This is a genomic window from Vibrio sp. SCSIO 43155, assembly GCF_023716605.1.
Classification (GTDB): domain Bacteria; phylum Pseudomonadota; class Gammaproteobacteria; order Enterobacterales; family Vibrionaceae; genus Vibrio; species Vibrio harveyi.
Genome location: NZ_CP071853.1, coordinates 335,574 through 348,000, shown reverse-complemented (window position 1 = coordinate 348,000; position 12,427 = coordinate 335,574). Strand labels below are relative to the sequence as shown.

11 protein-coding genes are annotated in these 12,427 nt (G+C 46.0%); 1 reads left to right on the top strand and 10 read right to left on the bottom strand.

Annotated elements, in window-relative coordinates:
- Positions 1 to 345 precede the first annotated feature (345 nt).
- The 8 genes from J4N44_RS18635 to J4N44_RS18600 form a co-directional block, all read right to left on the bottom strand.
- Positions 346 to 768, bottom strand: coding sequence for a hypothetical protein (locus J4N44_RS18635; RefSeq protein ID WP_252045577.1), 423 nt, complete (start codon positions 766 to 768; stop codon positions 346 to 348).
- A gap of 181 nt (positions 769 to 949) precedes the next feature.
- A complete protein-coding gene (locus J4N44_RS18630; protein WP_005445358.1) occupies positions 950 to 1,402 on the bottom strand; it encodes a hypothetical protein in 453 nt (150 codons plus the stop codon).
- Between the two features lie 140 nt (positions 1,403 to 1,542).
- Positions 1,543 to 1,788, bottom strand: a complete 246-nt coding sequence (locus J4N44_RS18625) for a hypothetical protein (RefSeq protein WP_005445359.1) — start codon at positions 1,786 to 1,788, stop codon at positions 1,543 to 1,545.
- 298 nt (positions 1,789 to 2,086) lie between these two features.
- Entirely contained in the window at positions 2,087 to 2,800 is a 714-nt protein-coding gene (locus tag J4N44_RS18620; RefSeq protein WP_252045576.1) for a class I SAM-dependent methyltransferase, read from the bottom strand.
- 151 nt (positions 2,801 to 2,951) lie between these two features.
- The gene (locus J4N44_RS18615; protein WP_009696921.1) at positions 2,952 to 3,353 is read right to left on the bottom strand and encodes a GFA family protein; all 402 of its coding nucleotides are present in this window, start codon (positions 3,351 to 3,353) and stop codon (positions 2,952 to 2,954) included.
- Positions 3,354 to 3,521: 168 nt separating this feature from the next.
- Complete coding sequence (locus J4N44_RS18610) at positions 3,522 to 3,785, bottom strand: DUF3012 domain-containing protein (RefSeq protein ID WP_005445362.1); 264 nt, start codon at positions 3,783 to 3,785, stop codon at positions 3,522 to 3,524.
- A gap of 161 nt (positions 3,786 to 3,946) precedes the next feature.
- Complete coding sequence (gene fni / locus J4N44_RS18605) at positions 3,947 to 4,966, bottom strand: type 2 isopentenyl-diphosphate Delta-isomerase (RefSeq protein ID WP_252045575.1); 1,020 nt, start codon at positions 4,964 to 4,966, stop codon at positions 3,947 to 3,949.
- Between the two features lie 249 nt (positions 4,967 to 5,215).
- A complete protein-coding gene (locus J4N44_RS18600) occupies positions 5,216 to 7,009 on the bottom strand; it encodes a cation:proton antiporter (protein WP_038898208.1) in 1,794 nt (597 codons plus the stop codon).
- Positions 7,010 to 7,513: 504 nt separating this feature from the next.
- Between J4N44_RS18600 and J4N44_RS18595 the strand changes: the two genes are divergently transcribed.
- Entirely contained in the window at positions 7,514 to 10,231 is a 2,718-nt protein-coding gene (locus J4N44_RS18595; RefSeq protein WP_252045574.1) for a DUF2339 domain-containing protein, read from the top strand.
- A 239-nt stretch (positions 10,232 to 10,470) separates the two neighbouring features.
- Here J4N44_RS18595 and J4N44_RS18590 read toward each other — a convergent pair whose 3' ends face one another.
- Together J4N44_RS18590 and flgL are read right to left on the bottom strand one after the other, a co-directional pair.
- Complete coding sequence (locus tag J4N44_RS18590; protein ID WP_005445367.1) at positions 10,471 to 11,511, bottom strand: hypothetical protein; 1,041 nt, start codon at positions 11,509 to 11,511, stop codon at positions 10,471 to 10,473.
- An 11-nt stretch (positions 11,512 to 11,522) separates the two neighbouring features.
- Entirely contained in the window at positions 11,523 to 12,422 is a 900-nt protein-coding gene (flgL, locus tag J4N44_RS18585) for a flagellar hook-associated protein FlgL (protein WP_009701129.1), read from the bottom strand.
- Between the last annotated feature and the right edge of the window lie 5 nt (positions 12,423 to 12,427).

Below are 12,427 nucleotides of genomic sequence, written 5' to 3'. Positions count from 1 at the left end.
TATAAGTGGTAAGAAGCTATCGCCTCAAATGTAAGGCTATGATTTTGTGGAGATATTTGCGTTACAGGATTTTTTAGTATTCATCTGGATAATAAATACGACAAAATCGACAAAACTTAAGTTTTCACTTCTGATGGCAGGATATCATCCTGTTGTGAACTGTTTTCATCCGAATAAAAGTGCATATAAAACGAAAGTTCACAGCCCAATAAAAGTAAAAATGTAGAAATAAAGTTTGTATACCCAAGTGACTTCAAGATGCAGGACGAAGAAGATAGGCTCGAATAGCTGGCAAAAGGAAAATACCCACGACACATGCCATGGGTATTTCATTTTCCGGTTCGATTACATCACACACTCTTTGGCGGTTTGCGCTTTTTCGATGCCTTCTTCAATCAAAGATTTGGTTTCTTCACTACCGATCGATGACATTACTTTATCCATCACCTTATCCACCGTCGACTCTGAAGACGCTTCCACCAAACAAGCGTATGCGTTGGCAATATGCTCTTTTGCTTCAATCAAGGCTTGTGGATCACTGAAATCCACATTCATCGCTTCCTCTACAGATGCAGCTAACTGTTCTGCAGATTCAGCAGCATCACCAAACTGATCGAGATTGAATGCATCTTCTACCGATTCCATCTGCTCTTGAACCGTATCAATCGCTTTGTTTGCTGCTTCTTGTGCTTGGTCAATGGCTTTGCTTGCGTCATCACAGCCAGCCAGCGCCACTGCCAATACCATTATTGAGATTGTCTTTTTCATGTTTGTTCTTCTAACAAGTAAATCGCTCATCATCACAATACGTGATAAGCCAATAGATTTTAATTCAAGAGTTGTAAGAAGAGGAAACAGAAATACTTGAAAGCCCTAAAAACAAAAGCCGCTAAAACGAGCGGCTTTTGTTTTTGTCTTAACTTAATTGTTTAACCAGCCGTTAAGCTCACTAAGCTATTCTACCGTGGCTAATCGCCATCATTTCATCATACGACCGTTGTAACGCATCAAATGTCCACTCGAAGTACACTCTTCGCTCCATCAGTGGCGCAATTTGATCGGCATAAAATGATTCAATAGTAAGATCAGAGTACTCAACTTGTAGGCTATCGCCGTCCGTCCCCCAATCTTCGTATTCACGATTACCAATGAGATCATAAAGATTGTTACTTAAGAAGCTGTATATCACTAAGAATGATTTTACTGCATCTTCAGAAAAGTTAAGCATGCCGGCAATCTGCGCCACGTCATACGACTTTTCTTTATCACCTTGGTTAATATCAAGCCTTACCAATTGGGTCTCCCACGTTGCCAATTCACCGTGGGAGTCCAAGACATGTTGATTCAGGGCTTCAAACACCTGAAAAAAGTCTTGGATCATTGCAATGTATTTGTCAGACATAACGTCCCTTATTGTATTTGGTGAACGGACGATCTTCGCCGCCGTATTGTTGCTCACCCTAGCCAGTGGTTGTTAAAACGTAGACTACAAGTTGCAGCATTGCATACTGCCTCTGTAATCTTATTGTCATTTTTGAGTGATTAGTCAACTAATAGCGAAGGGGCGTCAATGCCCATGTAATCACACAATTCACGCTTAATGCGGTGGAAGTCTTGGATTGAAACGAAGTAGTCGGCGTAATCAGTTTTGCCTTCAATACCAATATGAATCGATGTAAAAGTCTCAATTGCCGCGGTAATTTCAATGAAATCATTCGCAAGCGAGAACGTCACAACATGATCCATATTTAGGTAACGCCCTGACTCGATTTTTAATGCCTTCGCCATGATGATTTCCTACAGCCTAAAAGTAATAATGAAATTCGGTGACTGGACAACAGACCGATGAACAGCCACACAGTGGCTGAAATTCTGCGCCAAGATTGACGTGAGACTATCATAAGCGCTCGCCTTCAAAATTAGAGCCAAACCGCACTTTCACTTGGATTTACTTACAAATGAAACATTTACCAAAAATCTGACCGCAAATTCACAAACAAGGTAAAAAGCGCGTGTATTTCACAAAATATACAAACAAAAAGACCGCTGAATTAGCGGTCTTAAGAGGGTTTATAGGACAAGAGCATTAGATGTTGATTTGGTACATCGCGAAATAAGTATCCGCTTGGATAACATGCTTTTGGTTATGCTGTTTCAGCGCTTCAACAGCGTTTACAAATGGGTCATCTCCTGCAAACGCTTCCGCTAACTTGGAGTATCGCTTAGAAGACGAGAACAACACATGCGCCAGTTCTTCAGCACTGACTTCTAACTCTACTGTCTCTTTATAAACGTTGACCGCTTGAAACCCTTCACAATCGCTGAAGTTGATAGCATGGTCGTAGTTGGATTCAACCAAGTCCATCTCGATACCAAGCTGCTCAAGAGGTTTTTCTAGCAGTACTTCAAAATCATAAACCACGACATGTGCTTTAGGCTGGCAAACACGCTGTAGCTCTGCCAATAAAGCCGTTGATTTTGCATAAGAGAGCGAGCCAGCAAACGTCACCACATCCACGCTACTGTCTGAAAGAGGTACGTGTTCACCGTCACCAACATGATATTCAATACTTACTGATGGTTTGGCTTGTTCAATCATTGATGTGCTCGGGTCAACCCCATGAACCTGCTGACAGAACTTAGCCAAAGCAAACGTCGATACGCCCGTGCCGCAGCCGATATCCAACCCCAATTGAAACTGAGGTAACTCTTCCAAATTGGCTTTCAAAATCACTTGATGCAGTGGCGGACGATAAGCCGCGTAGTGCTTAGAAATGGCTTGGTTGTATTCTTCGCTCACTGATGTTCTCCCAAAAAACTGTCGATGTTAATTAATCGTATAGTGTCGGATATTACTGCCACTCAAAAGCAAAAAGCCACTCAATTGAGTGGCTCTATCTCACAACTTTAAATCCTTAGCGATTTTGTACTAAACGCAGCAAGAAACCGACCTATAGCTTCGGCTCCGCTTCAAACTGTTTAAGCTCATCAGTAATCTCATTCCATGGCGCTTTCGAACCTACAAAAATGTGGAAACTCGGTTTGTCGGCAGGGATATCGTCAAGGATACCTAAACGAACATTCACAATACCGTTGTTCTTTTTCGAATAGAGGCTAGATCCGCAATGACGGCAGAATGAGAGTTCGGTATTTGCGCTCTTCTGATAGGTTTGGATATGCTCTTCACCTTCGATAACTATCAGCTTGTCGAGTGCAACACCTCCCGCCGATGAATAATCAGAACCCGTAAACTTGCGGCATTCAGAACAATGACAATTGCCCATGTATTTGAATTCATCCGCAACTTCGATTTTTACCTTGCCACACAGACATGAACCTTTGAGTACTTCCATTTTTTAGTCCTTCTCTTATTGGAATTACGGTAACCATGCCAGTCCCATCCAACGAAATAAAGATAAGTAAGTCAGGTTTGCAAAAATGGAACGACAAATTGGAAGTAAAGAAACAGAAACACAAAAGCCGAGCATGACGCTCGGCTTTCTCAATTTTGTTCGGTCAATTTAGAACACGCAGTGCTTAGCAAAGCCAGTCGCTTCGTTGGCTGTCCAATCGCCTTTTGGCTTCTCTTTTAAATCTTCACACCACTGCTCGCTACCGATGCCATCTTGCAGAACGCAGTGCTTTGCAAAATCTACTGCGTTGTCAGCGGTCCACTCTGTTTTAGACTTGTCACGCATGTCTTTACACCAAGCTTCTGTGCCCACTTCGTCAGTACATGCGGTAAGCGCTGTTGCCGCTAGCAGTAGCATTACCAATTTTTTCATAAATTCAGGTTCCACTTTCAATTGATGAATGGACTATACCCAAAATATCAGCGCAAGTGTTAAGACTCAGACAATTTATCGACGTTCACTCTGTAAAAGACGTGAAATTCGGCGAAATCAACCTAACTGTATCAATAAGCGAGTAAATATTAGCCGTTGAGCTAAAGACGACGAGCTTGGGTCAATGCTTGGAGATTTGCAGAGCCGGTACCAAAGCACGCTAAACGCAGCTCTAATGCCATTTGTTCAAAGTGATCGACAACAGACTGTGTGCTGATTGTTGCGGCTTTTAATACCGCACCAGCTTGCCCAACTAGATTGGCACCCAGATGTATCGCCTTCGCGGCTTCTAAGCCGTTATGCACGCCGCCAGACGCAATTAAAGGTAAGTCAGGGTATTGAGCGTGAATTTGCTCTACACACTTAGCCGTTGGAATGCCCCAGTCACGAAACAACTCAGCTGCGCGCTGCATCTTATTGTCTGTCTGACAGTAACCTTCGACCGCTGACCAACTTGTACCACCAGCGCCTGCAACATCAATCGCATCCACGCCTACTTCAACAAGTTGTTTCGCCACTGCACCACTGATGCCAAAACCCACCTCTTTGATGATCATCGGAACATCAATGCGCTGTTTTAGCTGCTCAATCGATTTAAGCACACCAATCCAATCATGGTCGCCATTCTGTTGAAAAGCTTCTTGCATAGGGTTGAGATGCACAAATAAAGCGTCCGCTTGGATAAAGTCGACCGCACGTTGGGCGTTGTCGAGACGTTGTTTGTCTCTCAGTTGAGCGGCACCCAGGTTGGAATACAAAGGCACGCCCTTGGCGAGATCACGAATGGTTTTACCCAGACCTGAATGTAGGCTGTCTTCTAGGCTCACTCGCTGTGAGCCAACCCCCATCGCAATGCCCATTTCACTAGCCGCTTCTGCCAAACGACAGTTGATGATTTCTGCGTCTTTTGCGCCGCCAGTCATCGAACTGATCAAAAACGGCAACGCCAATGAATGACCAAGAAACTCGCTCGAAAGATCGATGGTGTTAAAGTCACATTCAGGCAATGCGCAATGCTCAAATTCGACAGACTCAAAGCCCGCCGTTTTGCTTTTCATGTTCATGTCATGATGTAAAACAGCGTCTAAATGTAAGTCTTTTCGATTAGATTGCGGAGCCATAATGTCACCCTAAAGTAAAACAGTCGCGCAGTATTGCGATCCTTGTCATTGCCGTCAATGCGAAAATTCGGAAATTGAACAATTTATTTGCCGAATCGAGCCTTGTGGGCTCTGATCTTATGACTAAGGAATCATATTAAGGAGCAGCGTTTAAAACACTACGCCTCACTGCTCTATTAAGCTTGGGTAACGATTAACAATGTTGCCACTCCGATGTGCCAAGAGTGGCAGTTCTATACGCCATTTGAGCTATTGAGTCTCGACTGATTGAATAAGTGCCACCACAGTGCTGGTTGTAGGCGGTTTGAACTGGTCTGGATCATCACAGAATTGAATTTTGCCTTTCTCTTCAACATGGAAAAGCGGAATCATCAAATTGTCTTTGTGGTGATCAAGGTAATGTTGGTAGGTGAAACTCTCGCTTAGCTTGGTGTGTTTGATTTCTGCCCCTTGGCTCAACAAACTTGCCATTTGGGTGTAACTGACGTTGCCACCCATCAGCAATTTGCCGTGATACTCTTCGGCAACCGAGTGTTTTTCATTGCCGTTAGATTTGGTTTTCTGCAGGCAATGTACTTTATCTTCGCCGAATTCGCCGACAAATTGCATACACGCCATGATATTGAAGTGTTGGTCTGGCGTCAGTGCCACCACTTGTCCAATACCAATCAGGTTCAGGTTATCATCCGCATGGCTAGAGATCGGGTTACCGTAGTAATGGTCTAAGCCCAACATGCGAACTTGGCTGATGTAATCCCAGTTAGAATCGGTGAGCAGAACTTTGCGATCGTATCTCGCCAGTGCTTTTCCTATCTCTTGCGCCACTCGGTTTGCGCCAATCAATAGAAAGCCTCTCGGTGCTGGCTCAGCCACGCCCAACACTTTAGCCATAGGGCGAGCCGTCGCACTTTGTAGTACCACGGTGCCGATGATCACCATGAAGGTCATTGGCACCAACAGCATGGCTTCTGAAATGCCATATTCTGTCAGCTTGATAGCAAACAGAGACGAGATGGATGCTGCAACAATACCGCGCGGCGCAACCCAAGAGAGGAACAGCTTATCCTTGAAGGTTAAGTTACTGCGAATAGTTGAAGCGAAAATCGAAAGTGGACGCGATACCAACTGCATGAAAACAAACAACATTACCGCACCAATGCCAAGCGCGGCAAAGTCATCAAGACTGATTCGAGCCGCTAAGAAGATGAACAACCCGGTGATCAACAAGATGGTTAAGTGCTCTTTAAAGTGCAGGATCTGCTGAATGTTGATGCCCTTTGCATTTGCTAACCACATGCCCATCACGGTAACCGTCAATAGCCCTGCTTCCGATTCCATTTGGTTAGAAATCGAGAACACACCGAGCACCACCATCAGAACCGCAAATGGCTGAAGGTATTCCGGCAACCAAGCTCGGCGCAAAACGGTAGATACCGCAGCACCGGAGGCAACACCAAGAATCAAACCCACCGCAATGATGGTACCGAATACTTCGACACTGTTAACGGCATTGTGCGAGACAATAAACTCGTACACCATCACTACAAACAGCGCGCCTAATGGGTCAATGAGAATGCCTTCCCAACGCAGAATATTGGCGAGTTTGGAGCTTGGGCGCACGGTCCTTAGCAATGGTACGATCACCGTTGGACCAGTAACTACGGTTAAACTGGCGAATAAAATCGCAAGCTCCCAAGTAAAGTTAAGGAAATAGTGCGTCGCCACACTGGTTGCCACCCAAGAGATGATTGCGCCGACAGACACGATGCTCCACACCGAACCGCTCACGCCACGGATCTCTTTAAAGTTAAGGGTTAAACTGCCCTCAAATAGAATCACCGCCACAGCGAGGGAAACTAAGGGGAAGAGTAAATCCCCGAGAATGTCATCTGGATTGAGCCATTGTAGAATCGGACCAACAATGATCCCTGCTAATAGCAAGAACAGAATGGCAGGTAAGCGCATTCGCCACGCCAACCATTGACAACCTAAACCGATAACCCCAACCGCCGACAGCACCAGCGCTTCGTTGCCCACTTGCATTTATCATCACCTAATTTGTTATTGTTATGGTGAGCTTTCGCCCAAAACCAATTAACTCTATAAAAAAGATTAGTTTAGTGTGAATGCTCCGCCAGTTTTCGTTCAAATATGCGACTCTCCCTCAAAATTCTCGGTCTGTGTTGTATACCCAAGTAACCTCGAGATGCTCGGTTCAGCGAGAATGACTGGGTTTGTAGACGCGGCGGCGATTTAAAGGTCTAGCGGGTCTAAATCAAGAATCGACAACAAAGTATACAAGCCCAGTCAACTCGCCCTTTGGGAGCGTGTCATTGACCCGATTGCTGCGTCAAACAACTTGGAAAGAGCGGGCTATTACGCTACGTTGTTTTCCTTGCTAGCTTTCGGTAAAAACAGAGAATCAATGACAACGCTCTGAATCCTGCATCTTGAAGTCACTTGGGTATATATCCCGTTAGCTTGCCACACAGTGAACTAAACTTAGCTAAGTTGCTCAAAGTTAAGGGTTCTCAAACAAGGAAGGGAGTGCAACAGTTGTTAATCTCATTGGCGGTCATCTTGGCGGTTTGTGCCATAGTCATCACATGGAAAGCAGTCGGTCGAATATCAAGGCTCGAAGACGAAGTGTCTCTGCTTCATAAAGAACTGACAGAGCTGCGTGCGCGTTGGTTTGAGGGAGATACATCAACGACTCCACAGCCTGAGCATAAGGTTACAGCAGCACTGCATGCGTCAACACCACCAGACAGTCCCGTACCACCTAATGATCCTGAGCCTAAATCAGATCCAGAGCCAAGAACTGCATCTCTAGCCGCCAAAGAAATGCCGCAACCAATTGTTGAACCGAGCCTCCCGCCACTCGACGAAGTGCACATTGGTGGTTTAGCCCATAGCAGTGAATCCGTTTTTGAGAAGCAAGCCAATAAACTGCTGACCAACATCCAAGAAAATTGGTTGGTTTGGGTTGGCGCGCTCGCCATGTTGATTGGTGGCGGTTACCTCGTGCAAGTGATTGGTAGTCATATCGAATTCTCACCAATCATGCGCGTGACCATCGCATTCTCAATCTCCCTTGCTACCGTGATAGCAGGTGAATGGTTCCATCGCCGTGAGCAAAAATCCTCAGACCGAGCAGAACGAGCGAAAGGTTTTACTTACGTGCCTGCTGCCATTACCGGAACAGGGTTAACAGGGATTTACTGCACAGTGATCTTTGCGTTTGTCTTCTATCAGCTATTATCGCCCAGTGCATCGCTGCTGATCTTAGCGGGCGCCGCTTTTTCGAGCTTAGCTCTCTCCTTGCGCCAGGGACCTTTAATGGCTGTACTTGGTTTGATCGGCGGCTACTCCGCGCCCCTGTGGATTGGCGGCGCAGAGCCCAACTATTACTTGCTCGCGGGCTATATCACTGCGATTTCAGTTGCCGCGACTTTGTTAATGCAAAAGATCCGACACGCTTGGATTTCACCATCGATGACCGTGCCGCATGTTTTGTGGATGCTTCTGCTGATCGAAAGCATACCAATAGAGCAACTATTCTCTTGGCTTACGCTCTTCCTTTCACTCAGTTTGTACCTGTTGTTTGTCGTACCAAGAATGGGCTGGATGCTCAAACCGCGTTACCGTCATTGCCAAGGTAAGTGGACACATCCGCCAACAGGCATTGCTCTGGCTGTCACGTTGTTAATGCTGTCGGCATTGGCTCGCATGTCTAGCGTTGATACCGCAGAGATGGTTTACTTCTATGTGTTCTTTATTGCCATGATTTGGCTACCAGCCGTTCGAAAGGCTTGGTCGTTAAGAATCTTTTTACCATCAATTTTGGTGGCTTCTACCGCAATCATGCTGCTTTCTATCGCGCTTGAGTCTATCTATATGGCAGAGGGGCAAACACCAGTATTGGTTGCGCTCGGTGTCAGTATTGCGTTGATTGCACTGCGAACGTTATTCCAGACACTAGCAGGTGATCACTCACGGCTGACGGGTATCCTCTTCCTTGTTCTTGCCCCAGCAATGACATTGATTACCCTGCTCTACGCGTACGAGTTTATGAGTCGTCATGTTTTTGCTTGGACACTCTTCACCGCAGTGATTGCGGTTTATTACGCCTTACTAGGACAGAAATTCAAAGCTCTGGCGCTGGAGTGTTCAGCTATCATGCACGCCATCATTGCAGGAACGGCTTTTGTTTGGCTCAATGACACATGGCTTACAACTGCCATTTCGATTCAAGTGGCAGTAATGGCATTACAGACTCAAGCCAACCTGTTCCGCCCTGCAAGTTGGGCAGTGAAAGTTGCCATGGGGATCTTGGTCGTGCGTCTGACTTTGCTACCATTCATTCCAGAGTGGCAACCCGTTAATGCAGGGCACTGGGCTTGGGTATTGATCAGTTACTTGCCGTCTTTGGCGATTCTTGCTTACGCTCGTACTGTATTACATCACTCAGATACAGAACTCGCCAATTGGTTTGAAGGTGCATTTTTACACGTGTTCTTGATGGCAGTATTCACTCAGACCAACTACTGGCTGACGGGGCAATACAGCTACCTTGGCTACGTCGATTTCACTTCTGCCATTGTGTTTGCCAACCAAGCGTTCGTGATGGGATTGGTTTACAGCTATCGCAGCAAGTTCGCGCAGCAATTAGAACGTGTTTATCAAGCTTACAGCTACCTACTTTGGGGCGTCTTTGTTGTGTTGGTGATGCTACTCAATAGCCTTGAATCACCGTTGATGGTCAATAATGTTTCCGCTGAATCCATGCCTGTGTTTAACATGCTATCACTCGGCTGGCTACTGCCTGCAATTATTTTGCTAGTAACCACTTACAAACACTGGGACACATTGCAAATCCCACGTCCTATTGTTACTAGCTTTGGTCTTATCTTAACGGCAGCTTGGCTAGGTATGTCGATTCGCCAATTCTGGCAGCCTATCTCGATGACGCTAGCTCAACCAACGGGTATGGCAGAGCTGTTTACCTACTCGATTGCTGGTTTGATTGTCGGCGGCTTACTCACTTGGGTAGGCGCAACACGTAAAGCGATGACGATTCAACGCATTGGTTTGGCAGTGTTGGCGTGCGTCGCGCTTAAGGTATTCTTGTGGGATGTAAGCTCACTAGATGGCTTCTGGCGAGCGGTTAGCTTCTTGGGGTTGGGGGCGTCACTGATTGGACTTGGGTGGTTGTTCCAAAAACTCCATCGTTCGGTTGCAGGACCTGTTGAGCAAGCAGAATAGTGTTTGAACAAAGAAAGAGATTCCCGACGTCGCTCTCGGGAATGACCCAGAAGAGTATTGAGCGGTTGACGAATTCTAAAGCGGAATACGCGCCTAATGATCGTCTTTTCAGAGTTGAGGAATTAAGTGTCTGGAATCTCTCTTTTAATCGCGAACTAGAAAGGCGATTCCCAACTCTTTTCTGGTTTTTGAAACCACATATAGAATCGAGAAGGGAATCTTGGAGTGTTCTTGAAAGGTTATTTCAGGAGCGCCACAACCGTATGGCGACGCACATTCGCTTGTGCATTAAGCGCTTGGAACGTTGAGGTAAATTGATCTGACGTTGCCATAAATCCATCGAGTTTCGAATTCACATCCTCGGCACTCATCTGGTTAGATTTACTTTGCACCGAACGCATCTGAGCACTCAACTCACCGTGAAAAGCTTTGGCTTCTTCCAAGCTGGTTTGCACTTGTCTTAAATGCTGATTCACCTTGGCAATAGTTTGTTTGATGCCATCGCGAGAACCTAGGTCAAAGCTTAACTCTGCAATACCGTCAGGTTCCGATTTTAGGTTCAGAACATTAGCGTGCCCCGCTGGGAATCGATGCCCTTCACCCGTCACCAATACCTTTTGCTGCATTTGCTGATAAGCAGTATCGCGCGCTTCAAATAAAATAGTGCCGTCTTCCGCCAGTGATGCGCGCATTCCCATCGCAATCAAACTGCGATCGAGCATTTTCACCGTACGCGCACCATCCGCCTGACCGTCAAACTGGATCATCACCGATTGACCCTGCGGAAAATCCAAGCGAATTTGCTCTGCTTTTTCACTCAAACGATGTACGTTCAAACCCGGGATAGAGAAGCGGCGAATATCGGCTTTATCCAGTTTTAGGTGCAGTTCGTTATCAATCACCTTTTGTCCATCAAAACGCGCCTGATCAACCACTTGCTGAATGGACGTTTTGGAGCGAACTAAACTGTCTTGCAAACCAGGGACGTTCTGTGTTCCTTGGCTAACGGCTTGAGTCAAACCTCGCTTAATTTGAGTCAGCTCTCTACCAATCACTTGCAGCGATTTTGATGCGATCTGCACAGCGGTTGCTTGTTGCTGACCTTGAGTAAGCTGAATACCGGAAACAGAATAGGCTGACGCGGTGTCAGCCTGAACTTGCCTAGGACGCGGTTTAATCGCACTGCTCGTATCCGCTGAGCGGGTCGGCATGATAGAGGCTTGTTCTTGCCCACCTAAGCGTATACTGTGGGGTCTTACCTCTACTGTGCTCATCACCATATAAAACTTCCTTAAATACGATCAAACAGATTGAGAGCGTTGATCTTAACGTAGCTAGCTTGCGTTGCTTGTAACGCAGTCATGTAGTTGCTCAAACGTACTGACGCTTCACCGTAATCGAGCGCAGACAGATCCTTTGTCACTTTGTCAACAAACAGCTTGTTTTCGCCGTGAGCCCCATCCATCAGATCTAGGTTGTTGTGGCGACCACCAATTTCTGTGATGGCACCTAATACGTTTGCAGAGGTATCATCAATGGCAGCAAGGCTAGCGTCCACTTCAGCTCTAAAATTCGGACTCGGCTTCTCAAATTCTGCAATTAAAGCATCGAGTTGGTTTAGCATATTGTCGCCACTGCTAAGCTCTAAAATATCTTTGGCGGTCATGTTGGATTCCATAGTGACGCCTTTAGCAACCGTCACAACACGCTTATCGCTATTACCGTCTACTTGGTAAACACCACTCGCGTTACTCACCGCGGGTTTGTCGGTTTGGGTGCCTGAAAACAAATAATGCCCTTCTTCGTCTTGTGCATTAAACGACGACTGGATGGCATCTCGGTAGCTTTTTAGTTCGGTAACCATGCCACTACGGTCTTCATCGGTTAACGAGCCATTTGCTCCCCAAAGCACCAAATCACGAACACTTTTCAGGCTTTCATTCACAGAATCCAAATGTGTTTCTTGTGCAGAAAGCGTCGTTTTCAAATTGGCAATGTTGCTTTTGTACTGACCGATTGCGCTGTTTTCACGCTCAAGGTTAAGTAGCTTAATGGACGCCATTGGGTCGTCTGAAAGCTTGGTCAGTCGATTACCTGTCGACATTTGTCGTAGCACATTCCCCAAACCTGCGTTGTTGGTCTGCAGGCTTTGCAGCATCATTTGGCTAAATTGAGTATCACTGATTCGCATATCGA